At 69.6% G+C, this 16,169-nt stretch carries 11 protein-coding genes; 5 read left to right on the top strand and 6 right to left on the bottom strand.

All coding sequences use genetic code 11. The features are described from left to right. Positions 1 to 114: 114 nt before the first annotated feature. Together J7E25_RS08660 and J7E25_RS08655 are read right to left on the bottom strand one after the other, a co-directional pair. Positions 115 to 543 carry a cupin domain-containing protein gene (locus J7E25_RS08660; RefSeq protein ID WP_214869732.1) on the bottom strand — a complete coding sequence of 143 codons (429 nt, stop codon included), beginning with the start codon at positions 541 to 543 and terminating at the stop codon, positions 115 to 117. Positions 544 to 612: 69 nt separating this feature from the next. Then, complete coding sequence (locus J7E25_RS08655) at positions 613 to 3,366, bottom strand: hypothetical protein (RefSeq protein WP_214869731.1); 2,754 nt, start codon at positions 3,364 to 3,366, stop codon at positions 613 to 615. Between the two features lie 306 nt (positions 3,367 to 3,672). Between J7E25_RS08655 and J7E25_RS08650 the strand changes: the two genes are divergently transcribed. Continuing rightward, positions 3,673 to 7,326: an RICIN domain-containing protein gene (locus J7E25_RS08650; RefSeq protein ID WP_214869730.1), complete on the top strand. Its 3,654-nt coding sequence runs from the start codon at positions 3,673 to 3,675 to the stop codon at positions 7,324 to 7,326. 61 nt (positions 7,327 to 7,387) lie between these two features. Here J7E25_RS08650 and J7E25_RS08645 read toward each other — a convergent pair whose 3' ends face one another. The 4 genes from J7E25_RS08645 to J7E25_RS08630 all read right to left on the bottom strand — a co-directional run bounded on the left by J7E25_RS08645 (position 7,388) and on the right by J7E25_RS08630 (position 10,991). After that, positions 7,388 to 7,657 carry a hypothetical protein gene (locus tag J7E25_RS08645; protein WP_214869729.1) on the bottom strand — a complete coding sequence of 90 codons (270 nt, stop codon included), beginning with the start codon at positions 7,655 to 7,657 and terminating at the stop codon, positions 7,388 to 7,390. Positions 7,658 to 7,674: 17 nt separating this feature from the next. After that, positions 7,675 to 8,088 (bottom strand): ester cyclase, encoded by a 414-nt coding sequence (locus J7E25_RS08640; RefSeq protein ID WP_214869728.1) that lies wholly within the window; start codon positions 8,086 to 8,088, stop codon positions 7,675 to 7,677. A gap of 112 nt (positions 8,089 to 8,200) precedes the next feature. Then, positions 8,201 to 9,898 (bottom strand): helix-turn-helix transcriptional regulator, encoded by a 1,698-nt coding sequence (locus J7E25_RS08635; RefSeq protein ID WP_214869727.1) that lies wholly within the window; start codon positions 9,896 to 9,898, stop codon positions 8,201 to 8,203. A gap of 40 nt (positions 9,899 to 9,938) precedes the next feature. Further along, on the bottom strand, positions 9,939 to 10,991 hold the full coding sequence (locus tag J7E25_RS08630) for an isopenicillin N synthase family oxygenase (RefSeq protein ID WP_214869726.1): 1,053 nt from the start codon (positions 10,989 to 10,991) through the stop codon (positions 9,939 to 9,941). A 108-nt stretch (positions 10,992 to 11,099) separates the two neighbouring features. Here J7E25_RS08630 and J7E25_RS08625 point away from each other — a divergent pair, with 108 nt between their 5' ends. The 4 genes from J7E25_RS08625 to J7E25_RS08610 all read left to right on the top strand — a co-directional run bounded on the left by J7E25_RS08625 (position 11,100) and on the right by J7E25_RS08610 (position 16,167). Continuing rightward, positions 11,100 to 11,711, top strand: coding sequence for a helix-turn-helix domain-containing protein (locus tag J7E25_RS08625; RefSeq protein WP_214869725.1), 612 nt, complete (start codon positions 11,100 to 11,102; stop codon positions 11,709 to 11,711). A 34-nt stretch (positions 11,712 to 11,745) separates the two neighbouring features. After that, positions 11,746 to 12,870, top strand: coding sequence for an ROK family protein (locus J7E25_RS08620; protein WP_214869724.1), 1,125 nt, complete (start codon positions 11,746 to 11,748; stop codon positions 12,868 to 12,870). A gap of 195 nt (positions 12,871 to 13,065) precedes the next feature. After that, positions 13,066 to 14,628, top strand: coding sequence for a GMC oxidoreductase (locus J7E25_RS08615; RefSeq protein WP_214869723.1), 1,563 nt, complete (start codon positions 13,066 to 13,068; stop codon positions 14,626 to 14,628). Between the two features lie 228 nt (positions 14,629 to 14,856). After that, entirely contained in the window at positions 14,857 to 16,167 is a 1,311-nt protein-coding gene (locus tag J7E25_RS08610; RefSeq protein ID WP_214869722.1) for an extracellular solute-binding protein, read from the top strand. The last annotated feature ends 2 nt before the right edge of the window (positions 16,168 to 16,169 follow it).

The following is a 16,169-nucleotide window of genomic DNA, read 5'->3' as shown; positions in this document are numbered from 1 at the left end:
GGTAAGCCATCGCGTCGCGCATGGGAGCCTCCATCGCTCCTCCCACTCTGCGCCGGTCGCAGCGGCGATTCAAGTGCTGACTGCCAGATGTCTTGGAGAGGACCGGGTCCCCGATTACCAGGGCGACGGGCGGTCGTTGTCGCGCTGGCTGTCGTCGGGGAGGTGCGGCAGCTCGGAGCCGCCCGCGCGGATGCACAGCCACCGCAGTTGCCCTGGACTGTCAGGGACGCAGCGCCACGTTCGCCACGCGCCTTGACCAACCCGCACGACGGTGCCAGGACCGACGTCGACGACATCGTCGTTGAGACCCATCTGCCCACGTCCGGCGAGGAACACGTACAGCTCTTCGACGCGAGAGTGCGTATGCCAGTAGCCGGCTTCCTCACCCGGCTCATACGCGTTCGCGGTCATGCCGATGTACTGCATCGTGACGTCATGATCGACGACCCGCCGACCGTCGCGTGAACTCTCCGGGCGGAAGCCGCCGTAGTGCTCCCGCCACTCGTCGAGCCCGCCCATCTCCAACACTTCGTAGTCGCTCACGAGGTCACTGTAGTGGGACGAACGCGGAGAGCGGATGCCGCGGGCGCTCGCCGCGGCATCCGCTCAGCCTCACTTCAGCACGTCGACGCCGTCGAGCGTGAACGTGCCGCTCACCACGGTGACCGCGATCGTGTGCTCGCCGCTTCCGAGGCCGCGCAACCAGTGCGACGTCTGCCGCACGCCGGTCGGGCCGACCGTCACGCGACTCGGCGATGCCCCATCGACCGAGACATCGAGGGTTGCGGCGGCCGTCGCGCCGAAGAGGTTGATCCCGCTCCCGCTGAAGGGCAGGGAGACGGATGCTCCGGTGGCGAGTTCGTGGTTCGTGCGGTTGTAGTGCGCGAACCCCACCTGGCGGAACGCGACCGGCCCGCTGTAGGCGAGCGATGCCGCCGTGTCGTCGAGCTTCGTGGACTCCCACGCGAGCCCGTCGACCGGGGTGATCGCGAGATTGTCCCAGTTGGTCTCGTAGTACCCCGAGACGAGCGAGACGCGGCCCGTCATGATCGGGTTCACCGAGGTGTCGGTCCACGTCGTGAGCTCGGTCCCGTCGACTGACGGCGTGAGGGCGTTCTCCGCCGCGGTGAGCGAGATCCGGTGCCACGCCCCGGCGTCGAAGTCGGCGATGGTTCCGGATGCCACGACAGCGTCGCGCTTGCGAAGCTCCCACGCCCCGGCCGGCGACACCCGCACGGCGTATGCCGCGAGGTCGGAACCCTGCGACACCACCTGGCGGACTCCGAGGCCGGCGAAGTTCGCCAGCGTGGCATCCGTCACCTCGGTGTCGAACTTCACGTCGACGGCCGCAGTGTAGTTCGCCCACGTGTGGTCGCCGAGGATCGTCGCGGGCGCGTCGGTCGACAGCTTGTTCTGGCTTCCATCGCCCCAGACGTTCCAGGTGTAGGGCCGGTTGTCGGCGGTGATGCGTTGCTGCAACACGTTGTCGTGCCCGGCTTCGGCGGAACTCACCACCTCGAAGGCGCCGTTCTGGTCGGCCGTGTAGCGGGGTGTGCCACCGCGACGCTCGAGGTAGGACATGCTCACGCCGCCGACGTCTTCCGCGGGGTAGTCCGCGTACTCGAAGTCGTCGGTGTAGGGCAGTTCGAGCGGGCTGTTCTCGGCGGTCGAGGCGTAGTCGCCGCTCGCGTACTCCGTCGTCGTGTCGGTGAGCCCGTCGGCGAGCGACGAGATCGTGAGGATCGAATACGGCGCGACCTCGACCCGGTAGACGACGTAGTTCGTGCCGTCGGCGCCGGTCTCCGTCCGCACCGGCTTGATGTAGCCGATCGGCTGGAACCAGTCCGCATCGTAGGCTTCGCCGGCCTCGGGGCCCGTCGTCTCCCACAAGTGAAGGGGCGTGTTCTTCGTGACCCCCAGATCGGCGACCTTGACCTCGAAGTGGCGGGGCTTGGCGGTGTTGTTCGCGTGCACCTGGGTGAAGTCGGGCTTGTGCGCCCCGCGGCCCGGTGCGTCGGCAGCGGTCGGGTCCAGTGGCTCGCGCAGGGTGAGTACCGTACGGGTGCTCGACCCGACGGCGGTGCCGCCGTCGGCGAACGTGCCGTCGCCGCCGCTCGCGCCCTCGATGTACTCCCAGCCCTGGTCGATGAACTGCATGAAGTGGCGCACCAGGACGATGCCGACCCCGCCCTCGTAGTAGCCCGACCACGGGTCGGACGCGCGGATGAGGTGCTTCGGCGAGTAGGACGAGCCCTCGTACAGGGCGCTGACCGCCGGCTGGAACAGGAACGACGTCATGTGCGCGGGGTTCGCGCCCGACCCCGACCACTTGTAGGCGTTGATGAACCGGTCGGCGATGTCGACCGCGCCGACGGTGCCGCCGATGCCGCCCATCTCGGGCTGTGCGGTGAGCCGGTACTCGGGGTCGATCATCGGGGCCACGCCCTCGGAGTAGATGACCTCCTTGCCGAACTCCTTGTTGAGCCGGGTGAGGTTGGGGCCGCCGCCGATCGTGTAGTGGATGCCGATCGCATCAACGTACTCGAGTGCGTCGGGGCTCGCGAGGATCGCCCCCGCGACGCCCTCGCCGTTGCGGTAGGAGTCGAGCGCGACGATCTCGATGTCTCCGTAGTCATAGCGGGCGTCGGATGCCGCTGCGTCGGCCTCGAGGCGCTTGGCGACCTCGATCGTCCACGCGAGCTCCTGGGCGATGTACCCGGAGCTCACCTCGTTCTGCGACGGGCTGAGGTAGTCGAACTTCACGCCGTACGTGTCGTACGCGGCGTCGATCGTCTCCTTGTACCACCGGTACCGCGCGTCGGTCTGGTTTCCCGTCCACGAGGGCTCGCCCCAGCGCAGCGCCTCGACCTTGAGGTCGGGGTTGATCGTCTTCGCGTCGGCGATGAGGCGGAACCCCGCCCCGCGCAGCACGTTCGCCGGCTCGTCTGCGCTGCGCTTCGTCGCGGGCTCCGCGCCCGACGACGTGTTGACGTCTGCGCCGAGCTCGACCTTGATGTGCATGAGTCCCGCGCCGGTGTCGGGGTTGAACAGCATGTTCAGGATCCGCCAGTACGCCTCGGGGTTCTCCTCGCGGTAGTCGAGCAGCAGCCGCGAGGTGTTGTTGCACGACACCGAGCCGAACCCGCCGAACACGTTGAATGCACGTCCGTCGGGCGCCCGCTCGACATCGTCGCCGTCGACGATGATCTCCTTCCAATCGACGGAGTCGTCACCGAACACGAGCTTGGGCGGCTCCGAGTCACTCGTGTCGAGCGCGATCGCGGACGGCGCCGCTGCGAGCGACGCAGCGATCAGCGCCCCTGCGGCGGCGGTGGCGGCGAGCTTCCACCGGGATTTCTGAGTCATGCGGGAGTCCTTTCAACGTTGAAGGGAGCGTGGATGCCTCGATCACCAACGACCTGGGCGATCCAGACCTACGCGACGCGAACGTATCGACCCCCGAACATGGCGCACAACGAAAGGAACGTATTCGCTCGCACTCGAGCCCAAGCGAACATGCCGCTCGCGGTACCCGAAACGCGGCGCCTCGATGACGTGTGGGCCGAAACATCCGACGCCCTTCCCAATGTTGACGTCAACATGTACTCTCGGGAATCGAGCGTGTTGACGTGAACACGCACGATCTTCCAAAGGCGAAAGAGGACGACGTCAATGACGATGTACGGCAGACGGCTCACCGCGCTCCTGACGAGCGCGGCACTCGCGACCGGCGCCCTGTTGGCGGCCCCGATCGGTGCGGCCGCTCCGGCCGCCGCGGTCGACGGCACGACCATCACCCCGAACCCCTGGTACGCCGGCGAGGCGTTCGAGGGCTGGGGCACGAGCCTCGTGTGGTTCGCGAACGCCACGGGCGGCTACCCCGAGGAACTGCGCGAGGAGCTGTACCAGGCGGTCTTCGGTGAAGACGGCCTCGACCTCAACATCGCCCGGTACAACATCGGCGGAGGCAACGCCTCCGACGTGCAGGACTACCTGCGCCCGGGCGGTGCCGTCGACGGCTGGTGGGCACCCAACGCCGACGGCGACGCCGGCACCTATGGCGGTGTCTCCACGAAGTACGCCGACCGCAATGCGCTCCTCGCGGCGTGGAACCCCGACGACCCCGCCTCCTACGACTGGTCGGCCGACGAGACGCAGCGCTGGTGGGTGGAGCGGCTCGCTGCCGAGGGCCAGATCTCTCATTGGGAGACGTTCGCCAACTCCGCGCCGTACTTCATGACCGAGAGCGGCTACGTCTCGGGCGGGTTCAACTCGAGCGCCGAGCAGCTGAAGCCCGCCGCCGAGGCGCAGTTCGCGAAGTACCTCGTGAACGTCACCGAGCACCTCGAAGACGAGTACGGCATCGAGGTCGACACCCTCGATCCGTTCAACGAGCCGAACACCGGCTACTGGGGCACCACCCTGAGCAACGGCAAGCCCGTGGCCGGCCGCCAGGAGGGCATGCACATGGGGCCGGCCCGCCAGGTCGCGCTCGTCGACGACGTGCGCGCCGCGCTCGACGACGCGGCATCCACGACCGATGCCGGGCTGTCGGCGATGGACGAGACGAACCCGGGCATCTTCGCGACCAACTGGGCCGGCTACCCGGCCGCCACGCGTGACAAGGTCGACCGCATGAACGTGCACACCTACGGCACGTCCGGCCGGCTCGGGGTGCGCGACCTCGCCAAGCAGGCCGACACCGACCTCTGGATGAGCGAGATCGAGGGCAACTGGGTCAGCGGCTACAACCCGGTCAACATCGAGAACGGACTCGGCATCGCCGGCCGCATCATGGACGACCTGCGCGAGCTCGAGCCCAAGGCATGGGTGCTGTGGCAGCCCGTCGAAGACCTCTACAACATGGAGCCGCAGGGCGAGAACCTCAACTGGGGCTCGATCTTCATCGACCTCGACTGCAAGCCCTACGACGAGGCCGAGGGCACCGTCTGGAAGTCCGCTCGCCGCGTCGCCGCCGCCGGCGGCAACTCCGCCGCGATCGAGCCGTGCGGTGTCGAGATCAACTCGAAGTTCAACACCATCCGCAACTTCACGAAGTTCATCCACGAGGGCGATCACCTGATCGCGATCGACGACACCTCGAGCACGGCGGCCGTTCGGGCCGACGGCGCGGGCGCCACGATCGTGCACCGCAACACCTCGGCTTCCGAGCGTCAGGTCACGATCGACCTCTCCCGCTTCGGTGACATCGCCGAGGGCGCCACCGTCACTCCGGTCGTCACCACGCAGGCCGAATCGGCGGATGCCCCGACCTCGAACGCACTCGTCGAGGGCGCTGCCGTCGCGATCGACCGTGCCGCGCGCACCGCCACCGTGACGGTGCCGGCCAAGTCGGTCACGACGTTCGTGATCGACGGCGTCTCGGGCGTCGCGGCGGATGCCCCCGCGCTCGTCGACGGGCACCGCTACCAGCTCGTCGGCGCGCAGAGCGGCAAGGCGTTCACCGCCGGCGGATCCACGACGGCCACGTCGATCACGGGTCTCACGACGGATGCCGCGAAGGCCGCCAAGCAGGTCTGGACCGTGCACGAGGTCGCCGGCGAAGAGCGCGAGGCGACGCGACGCGTCGTGCTCGAGGCATCCGACGGCCGGGTGCTCGGAGCCACGAGCGCGGGCACCGACCTCCGCCAGGTGGCCCCGGATGCCGCGGCGCTCGAGCCCGCCACCCGCTGGATCGTGAACACGACCGACGGCCGCCGCTACACGCTCGTGAACGAGAAGCTCGCGCTTTCGCTCGACGTGAACGGCCAGTCCACCGCCGAGGGTGCCGGAGTCGGCGTCTACGGCTCGAACGGCGGGAGCAACCAGTCGTGGGCGCCGCTCGACCTGGCGCCGCTCGCCGAACAGACGGTCGCGGCACGCACCCTCGTGGGGGTGCCGCCCGTGCTGCCCGAGACGATCGTGCCGCGCTACTCGTGGGGCGCCGGCGCACCGGTCGCGGTCACGTGGCAGCTGCCGGATGACTCGGCATGGGCCGAGAGCGGTCGGGTCGAGGTGCCCGGCACGCTGACCGACATCTTCGGGCAGGTCATCGAGGTCACCGCGCTCGTCGATGTCGGCGGGCTCACGGCGACCGATCCCGTCTCGATCACCGTGGCCGTCGGCGCATCGCTCAATGGCGTGCAGTCCCAAGCCCCGACCACCGTGCCCGCTCGCGTGGGTGCGTCGGAGAATGCCTTCGACGTTCCCGTGGCGTGGGACTGGACTGGGGTTTCGGCCGATCAGTTCGCGTCGGTCGGCGTCGTGCACGTCACAGGCGTCGCGACCGCTGACGGCGCCGAGCTGCCCGCGCAACTCGCCGTGCTCGTGACCGAGGGGACGCTGCGCAACTTCAACCCCGACGCCGGCAACACCGCCTCGGCGAGCTCGACCGAGTCGGGCTACCCGGCCGATCGCACTCGCAACGGGAACATCAGCGACAAGGGCTGGTCGAACTGGGTGTCGAGCAACAAGCCCGCCCAGAGCACGCTGACCTACCAGTTCGCGGCGGCCCACCAGGTTGAGCGCGTCGCGGTGGACTTCTACCGCGACGGCACGAACAGCTGGGCGCAGACCATGAAGGTCGAGGTGCGCGGTGCGAACGGCGTGTGGGCTCCGGCCCCCGGCTGGGAGACGGCCCAGCCTGTCGTGTCGCCGGCCGACGGCAGCGCCCCGGTCGTGGTCGCCGAGTTCCCGCCGATCACCGCCACCGGCGTACGCGTGGTGATGAACGCCTACGCGAACACGCACCTCATCGTCTCGGAGGTCGAGATCTTCGAGTCGACGGCGTCGCCTGCGGCCGTCAGCGAGCTGGCCGCGCTCCGGCTCGACGGCGCGCTCATCGACGGCTTCGACCCGGCGACGACCGAGTACGAGCTCGACGTCGACGGCGGCCGCCTGCCGCTCGTCGACGCCATCGCGGTGGACTCGGCCGCGAGCGTGAAGATCACCCAGCCGACCACGGCGAACGGCGGCGTCGCCACCATCGTCGTGACCTCGGCGGATGGCTCGACCGAGAGCCGGTACACGGTCACGATCCGGCGCCACGCCGTGATCGCCGACCTTCAGATCGTCGAGCGGCCGCGCGTCGGGTCGCCTGCGCACGCGACTGCGACGATCGATCCGGGCGACGGTGAGATCACCTGGCAGTGGTACCTGAACGGCGAGCCGATCGACGGTGCCACCGAACAGAGCTTCACGCCCGAGACGAACGACGCCGGCAAGGAGCTGAGCGTGCGCGTCACCGTGTCGGCCGACGGCGTCGAGGGCGCCTCCGCTGAGACCGAGCGCCAGCGCATCGTGTCGCTGCACTCACGCCAGCCCTGAGGCAGGCCCACGACGCGAGCGCTCGGCCGCATCGGCCGGGCGCTCGCGGTGGTGGAATCTCCTACAGGTCGGGCGGGCACACCGTGCGGTCCAGGGTTGCCACAAAGGACGCGTAGTCCCCGAACGACCGGAACCCGAACTCCTCGAGCACCTCGGGATTCGTGGCGAGGAACGAGATGAGGTCATGACCCCAAGCGGGCCCGTAGCTCTGATGCTCGGCGGGAATGGATTGCGCCACGCAGCTGGGGGCGGCTTGGGCAGGTGGTGCGGCGACCAGGGCAAGTGCCACAGCAGCCGCCGCGGGCACGATGAGTCGAATCGCTGAATGCATGATCTTCATCTCCCTCGTCACGCCAGCGCCGCGGTCGGCAGCGCACCGATCTGGGACAGGATCGTGAAGAGGTCGCAGTACTGCGTGATCTCCACGACCCTGCCGTCCTGGACTCGCATGAGGTCCCATGCGGCGAACTTGACCCGCCGACCGCTCGCGGGGACGCCCGCGAACTCGGCCTGGTGCGTGCCGGCATAGGTCAGCCACACGCTGATCAGGTCGTCTTCCTGTACGAGGTGTCGTAGGTCGAGGGTCAGGTCCGGAAACGCGACGAGCAGGCTCGCGGTCTCGCCCTTCAGTTCTCTCAGGTCGGACCCGGCGCCGGCGTGGCCGACGAGGTCGGGAGCGCAGACCTCGTCGAGGTCCTCCGGTCGGCCGCTGCCGACGATTTCGTAGAAGCGCCGTACGACGCTCTTCTCCGCGGTTTCCATGATGTCCTCCTCTGGGACGTCGGATTCGATGACTCGATGGTGCTCCTGTGCCGGGGCTCGAGCATCGGGAGCATTCCCCATCTCTGTGCCCATTGCTCCTCGCCGGGCCTCGTCATCTGGTGCCCTCGTTCACTGCGGTCGGAGGATTCAACATCGCGAACGCCACCGCCTCGGTGCGGCTGCGCACGCCGAGCTTGGCGAGGATGCTGCTCACGTGGTGCCCGGCCGTCTTCGTGCTGATGAACAACCGCTGGCCGATCTCGGCGTTCGACAAACCGTCCGCCACGAGTGCCAAGACCTCCCGCTCCCGGTTGCTCAGGAGTCCGACGTGCCGAGGGCCCGTCCGTCCGCGGACGCCCAGCTCTCGCAGGAATGCGGCGGCCTGATCGGCCTCGGCGGTGGCGCCCATCCGGTCGAGGGCAAGGAGGACGCTGCGAGCCTCGGTGACCGCGAGACCGCGATCGTGTGGCGCCAGCGACCGCGCCAGTGCCAGGCGGGCGCGGCAGGCGGGCAATGCCGCTCCGGCCTCGGCGAACGCAAGCGTCGCGGAGCGAAGGAGTGCGGTTGCGGCGGCGTCACCTGCAGCGAGCGCGAGCTTGCCCGCGGCGTGGTCGCGCTGGGCGCGGTGGAGCACCGTGGCGGTCGTTCCTGCCACCTCAGCCACGAATTGCCCCGACGTCTCGGCCAGCGCTACATTGCCGGAAGCCAGCGCGGCGTCGACGAGCGCCGCATGCAGCGGAAGGGCGAGCAAAGGCACCCCGGTCAGCGACTCGATGGCGCGAGTCAGGCGCGCGACGGCGCGCTGCGGATGCCCCGTCGCCAGGTCGAGCGCAGCGGCCGACGCCGCGCACTCCGGATCGTCCTCGAAGCCGGTGAGCACCGCTTCGGCATCCTGGAGCCGCCCCTGCAGCACCCGCAGCTCGACGAGATCGGCGACGGGGTGCAGGCAGCGAGGTCGGAGGCCGGTCGTGATCAGTTGGGTCACGGCGTGGCTGAGCTGCTCCTCTGCCGCATCGAGGCGCCCGGTGACGAGGTACACGCCGCCGCAGCATCCGGTGCAGAAGGCCGAGATGAGCTCGGTGGCGCTGGAGGTTTCGAACGGCAACAGCGGACCGAATGCGTACGACGCGTGGTAGCCGACGAGGAAGGCGGCCCACGGCTCGACCATGCTGGGATCGCCCAGCAGGCCGGCGACCTCCAGCAGGGTGCACAGCGCCTCGCCGACGTACTGCACATCGTCGCCTTCGCCGGAGGTGGCGGCGGCCATCGCCTCGTGCAGGTCGGCCACCCCGTCGGCGACGGCCCCGCCGCCCACCATGCACGCGCCCCGGCGCATCAGCGCCACGATCTCGAGGTCGATGTCGCCGTGCTCGCGGGCGATCGTCACGGCGCGATCGGCCTGATCAGCGGCCCTCGGATGCAACGAATCCGCCTCCGATTCCGCGAGGTGCAACCAGCCGTGGAGGCTCCCGGCGTCCTCGAGAGAGGAGAGGAGCGACCGGGCTCGTGAACGCCACCCGTCGGCCATCTCGCGCCGCCGGTAGAGGTTGCGGTACTCGCGTGCCAGCCAGATGGCGACGGCGGCCGCCTCGGCATCGCGTCCTTCGTGGCGGAGCCGGGCGAACGCGCGTGCGCGCAGTTCGAGGGCACCCGCCGGATCGTTGAGCCACCACAACGCGCGGGCGAGCCCGTCGAGGGCGTCAGCGGATTCCTCCTCGGCCCATGCCACCTGGAACGCATCCCGCGCCGCGACCCACTCGCCGCTCGACAGCGACCGTGAGCCCGCCACGAGCTGGTCGCGGGCGTTCATGGCTCCAATGATGGCACCGATGCGTGCCGGCCGCGTCAGGTCACTGGCGGCTCGCGAGCACGCGCTCCGCCTCACGCGCCGTGTCGCTCGTGTTGTTCACGAGCCCGCGGGAGCCCTGCAGCTTCGCCTCGATGTGCTCGCCGATCGTGATCGGACCGTAGAGCTCCGTCTCACCCTCGGCGACGCAACCCGGGAGGGTCGTGATCACCGCGTCGACGTTGCCGTCGAAGAAGAACGCGGCGGAGCGGCGCCGCTTGATACGGCCGTCGATCACCGGGGGCTTGACTCGATGAAGCGTCGACTTCCAGCGCTCGTTGGTCCACCGCGCCGTCAGGTCGCCGAGGTTCACGAGCAGCGCGCCGGGCAATGGCGACACGTCGTTCCAGCCGCCGTCGGCGTCGAGCACCTGGAGCCCCTTCACGTCGTCGGCCCACAGCAGCGTCACGATGCCGAAGTCGGTGTGCTCGCCCATGCCGATGAGGTCGCCGTCGAGCTCGACCCGCTCACCCTCGGGGAGGGCGTAGTTGTTCATGCGCAGCACGTCGAGCGAATGGTCGGTGTACGAGTCGAAGTAGCCGGCGGGCAAGCGGAGTGCGTCGGCGAAGATCTCCATCATGACCTTCGCGACGGAGGTGGCGTGCGACATCCAGAGCTCGACGTCGTCTTGGAAGGTGTCGCTCTCGGCGGGCCAGATGTTCTCGGAGTACATCGCGGGATCGACCTCGACGTGCGGGTAGTCGGCAGCGGTCGCGCCGAGGTTGAAGGCTTCGAAGAAGTCGTTCATTCGTTCGGCCTTCTCGACGCCGAGGCTGAGGCTCAGGCGCTCGGACTTCGGCGGGCTGTACCCGCGGTTGATGCCGGCGGGCGCCCGGTACTGCTTCTTCACGTCGAGCGGCAGCTCGAAGAAGCGGTCGCTCGCACGACCGAGGCGCGCCCAGGCCTCGAGTGGGATCCCGTGCCCGAGGATCTGCATGAAGCCGACCGTGCGGGCCGCCTCGTCGAACTGGCGGGCGACCTGGGCCCGCTCGGCATCGGTGCCGCCCGCGATGTACGGGGCGATGTCGATCGCCGGAACATGGAATGCCGCTGACATGCCGGTCTCCTTCGGTGTTCGGATATCTTCGTCCTGTTCCCCACGCCCGTTCCCGGACCCGAGTGATAGGTATTGGTTATCAATATGGACGAGAATCGAGCTCCTCGGGTGAACACCGTGTTACAGAATCCGGATGCCGCAGCCGACGTCAGCGCCGCGGTCGGGCAGGCCATCCGGCGGGCCCGCGAGGCGGCAGGGCTCTCCATGCGCGCCCTCGCGCGCTCGAGCGAGATGAGCCAGCCGTTCCTCAGCCAGGTCGAGAAGGGCGCGACGAGTCCCTCGCTGTCGAGCCTCTACCGGCTGGCCCACGCGCTCGGACTGCCGCCGAGCGAACTCATGCCACCCGTGAACGCACCGCATGGCGTGTCGGTGCTGCGCCAGGGGGAGGGGCGCGAACTCCCGGTCTCCGACTCGCCGGAGGCGGCGAGCGGACGACTCCTCTCGGCCGGCGCCGGTCACGTGCTCGAGGTGGTCGAGTACCGCGTCGCCCCGGGGTCGGATCTCGGCGGCTGGTTCGAATCCGACGGCGAGATGACGGTCTACGTCATCGACGGCGAGATCGAGGTGACGCTCGAGAACGAGGGGTCCTGGCGACTCGGAGCCGGCGAGGCGATCAGCCACCCGGCCGACATCCGGCACCGTTGGGCATCGGTCGGCGACGGGGCGGCTCGGGTCCTGCTCTCGATCGCGCACACGCGTCCGGCTGCGGCGCGCCAGTAGGCTGGACCGCGCGATGCGGGAGAGGGGGAGCGGCGTGCGAGCGTTCGATCCCACGGCGATGCGCGAGGCGAACTCCTCGCTGACCCTCCGCTCGCTGTACCTCGCGAGCGGACCGCTCACGATGACCGAATTGAACCGCACGACCGGGCTGTCGCGTCGCACCATCGAGCTCATCCTCACCGACCTCGTCACCGAGGGCTGGGTCGAGCCGATCGAACCGGGGCCCGCGACGGGCGCCGGCCGCCCGCCGCGTCTCTACGCCTTCCGCCCCGAACACGCCCTCGTCGGTGCGGTGCAGTTCGACACACACTCGACCGAGGCGCTCGTGGCGGACCTGAGCGGCTCCGTGCTCGGCCGCTCTCGGCGCAAGCTCACGAACTCGACGAACCCCGACCTCACCCTCGCCGAGGCGAGGGCCGCGTTGCTCGCCGCGGTCGACGAATCCGGCAGGTCGCTCGAGGACTTCCGGGCGGTCGGCGTGGCGATGGGAGGCGCAGTCGACGACGACGGCACGGTCGTCACCCTCGTCAACGCCCCGCGGTGGGCGGGCGTGCGCGCCGCCGACGCGCTGGGTCTTCCGGCCGGCGTGCGCGTCATCACCGACAACGACGCGAACCTCGCGGCGCTCGCCGAGGGCGCGCTCGGCGCGGCGACCGACCATACGAGCTTCACGTGGCTGCTCGCGGGCAATCGCGCGGGCTCCGGCATCATCATCGATGGACGCATCCATCGGGGCTTCCGAGGGGCGGCCGGCGAGATCGTCGAGGCGAACCTCCTCGGCACGCGAGCGATGGAGCACAATCCGTTCGGCCTCCTCACCTCGCCCGACCCGGCTGAACGAGAGGCGGGCGAGGCGATCGTCGAGGGGGTTCGTCGCGGAGACGCCGAGGCGATCGCCGAGCTCGACGCCTTCGTCGCGCCGTTCGCGCAGCTGCTCGCGGTGTTCGCGTGGACCATCGCGCCGCCGCTCATCGTGCTCGGCGGCGGCCTCGAGGCCGGCGCCGATGTGCTCATTCCGAGCCTGCGCTCGGCGCTCGAGGCGGCCGGGGCGCCCGCGATGGAGTTGCGCGCTTCGGCGCTCGGACGCGAGGCCATGCTGCAAGGGGCGCTGCGCGTCGCGATCATGAGCGTCGAAAACGAGCTCTTCGGTTCCGCCTGAGCCTTCGGTCGAGCGCTGCCGAGCGCTCCCACCTGCTTCTACAGGAGATTCGCCATCATGCTGCCGCATACGGATGCTTGACACGGAATCTCCTGCGGTTTCGCATCCCGCGAGGCGCTGCGGCGACATCCGAGTGAAACATCCCGCAGTTATGCTGCGAAGTAGCAATACTTTTTCGAGTCTCGGGAGTTCCGAATGTCGCACGTTCCACCCCCTGTCGACGTCCTCATCGTGGGCAGCGGCCTCATGGGCGCCGCCGTCGCGAGGATCGTGCGTGAAGGGTCTCCGGGTGCCCGCATCCACATGGTCGACGGCGGCGTGCCGATCGGGAGCGCGCCGGGCCAGCACCTCCACGACCTCCGGGATGAAGCGCTGCGTGGCACCTACATCGAGCAGGCGTCCCCCGGCATCCAGTCCCTGTACCTCGGCGCCGCCGTCACGCCGGCGGTGAGTGCTGAGCTCCGCAGCGTTTCGCCCGGCATGTACCACCTCTCGTCGTTCGACGAGGACGCGGCCGGGATGCCCGCAAGCGCCTTCGCCTGGAACGCGGGCGGCATGGGGGTGCACTGGACGGCCGCGACCCCGCGCCCCTGGGGCGACGAGGTGTTCGCGTTCGACGGGCCCGACGCCTGGGCTCGCGACCTCGGCGAGGCCGAGCGCATGCTCGGCGTGCACGACGCTCCCTTCGGCGTGACGCACGTCGGCGGCCGCATCCTCGAGGTGCTCGACTCGGTCTTCGGGCCGGTGAGCGCGCCGGGCCGGCACGTGCGCACGATGCCGATGGCGGTCGCGCCGAAGGAGGGCGGCCGACTGCCGCGCACCGGTCCGAACCGGATCCTTCCGCGCATGACCGCGCCGAACGGTGACGACTTCACGCTCTCCACCGGCACGCTCGCCATGGCGCTCGTGCACGATGGCGCGACGGTGCGCGGCGCCCGTGTGCGCGAGGTCGCGACCGGTGATGAGTACGAGATCGAGGCGCGCGTCACGATCGTCGCGGCCGATCCGATCCGCACGCCGCAGCTGCTCGTCGCCTCGGGCATCAGGCCCGAGGCGCTCGGCCGGTACCTGAACGAGCACGCCTTCTTGACCGGGCAGGTGATCGCCGACCTCGAGCGACTCCAGGTCGCGCTCGACGAGATCCCCGACCCCGGACCCGACGAATGGGTCGCGGGCTCGTACTGGCTGCCGCACAGCGGACCTGCGCAGCCGTTCCACGGGCAGATCATGGACCGGCTCTACTTCGACGCCACGGGCGCTCGCCTCGCGTACTCGGTGGGCCTCTCGCTCTACGTGCCGACCGAGATCAACGCCGACAATCGGCTGGTCTTCGATGACATGCACACGGATGTCGCGGGCCTGCCGCGCATCACGGTGCAGTTCGCGCACTCCGAGGCCGACCTGGCCCTGGTCGAACAGGCACGCGCGTCGCAGCGCGCCGCGGGTGAGGCGCTCGGCGACTTCGACCCCGAGCGCGACTCGGCCCTGCTTCCGCCGGGCTCGTCGCTGCACTACACGGGCACAGCGCGATCGGGTGCGACCGATGACGGCACCTCCGTCTGCGACCCCGTCGGGCGCGTCTGGGGGTTCTCGAACCTCTACCTCGCCGGCGGTGCCACCGTGCCGACGGCCGTCGTCGGAAACTCCACGCTCACCGCCATGGTGACCGCCGTGCGGGCCGGCCGCGCGGTCGTCGGCGGGCTCGGCGGAGGCCACGCCGAAAGCTTGCGCACCGCACCCGTGAATATTTCTAGGTAGTAACAAAACTGCGCCGAAGCGTTTCGGGGCCGTAAACTCTCCCGCGTGAACCCACTTCGGGCGAGCGTTCCCTTCTACTCTCAGGAACTAGGACGGACGATGAGCATCCTTGACCACGGCCTCGCGTGCTCCATCACGATCTGCAATAACGAAACATCCCCCCAGAACCGCCGGATCGCTCCAACTTCAGAACCGCACCGCTCTTCCTTGCCCCCGAAAGGAATCACCATGTTCACCACCTCACGAGCACGACGCCGAGCGCTCGCCGTCGTCGCGCCAGCCCTCGCCGCGGCGCTCCTGCTCAGCGGCTGCGGACGCGGCGACGGCGACGGCGCCGCCGATGCCGCAGCCGACATCGAGATCGACGACTCGCCCGCCACCGGAACGCTCAGCCTCTGGATCGGCTCGGGCGAAGCCGACGCCCTCGAGGGCTTCCTCGACGACTTCACGGCCGAGAACCCCGATGTCGAGCTCGAGCTCACGAACGTGCCATCCGACTCCCTCGACACGAAGCTCACCACGGCGATCGCCTCGGGTGAGGTGCCCGACCTCACCATGCTCTATTCGCAGACGCAGAGCACGATGCTCGCAACGGGGGGCTTCGCCCCGGTGCCCGAGGGGCTCGTCGACAGCGATGCCTTCTTCGAGCCCGCCTACGAGGGCACGCTCGTCGGCGGCGTCTCGCACGCAGTGCCGTGGTACGCCTACGCGAACGTCTGGTACTACCGCAAAGACCTCGTCGAGGCCGCCGGCGCCACGCTGCCCACCACGTGGGAGGAGACGAGCGCCTTCGCCGAGCAGCTGAAGGCGGCGGGTCATCCGACGCCCCTCGGCCTCGACGTCGGATACGACGCGTACAGCGCCCAGGCCCTCGATGCCCTCGTGCACCAGAACGACGGCAGCCTCATCAGCGACGACCTCACGACGTGGACGATCGATGCGCCCGAGAACGTCGAGGCGCTCGAGTTCTGGGGCTCGCTCTTCGCCGACGGTGACGCGAGCCCCGACGGCCCGCTCTTCCTCGACACGGTGCCGTGGTTCACGTCGGGCCAGACCGTGGCCGCCGGCAACGGCCCGTGGTTCCCCGGGTTCCTCGACGGGGCGAACGGCGAGGGCTGGTCTGCCGAGCACCTCGGTGCGATCGTGCCGCCCGCCGGCCCCGACGGCACCATCGCGGCGAACTTCGGCGGCGGCAGCCTCGCCGTGCTGAAGGACGCCGAGAACGCCGACGCCGCGTGGAAGCTCGCCCGCTACCTCGCCCAGCCCGACGTGCAGGTCGCGTGGTACGAGACGTTCGGCAACCTCCCGACGACGCAAGCCGCCTGGGAGGAGCCGGTCATCGCCGACGACCCGCTGCTCGCCGCGGTGCGTGACGCCCTGCCGAACGCCGTCGCCGTTCCCGCGGTGCCGACGTGGAGCGAGGTCGGCGCGGCCATCGGCCAGCAGATGGAGCGGGTCGCCCGCGGCGAGGCATCCGCTCAAGAGGCGCTTGCCGAGGCGCAGGCGCAGGCCGAGGCGATCGGCACGGGAACCGAGTAGCC

It is taken from the genome of Agromyces sp. ISL-38, assembly GCF_018613935.1.
In the GTDB taxonomy this organism is placed as follows: Bacteria; Actinomycetota; Actinomycetes; order Actinomycetales; family Microbacteriaceae; genus Agromyces.
The sequence above is the reverse complement of the archived record's forward strand: the minus strand, read 5'-3'. Positions and strand labels throughout refer to the sequence as shown.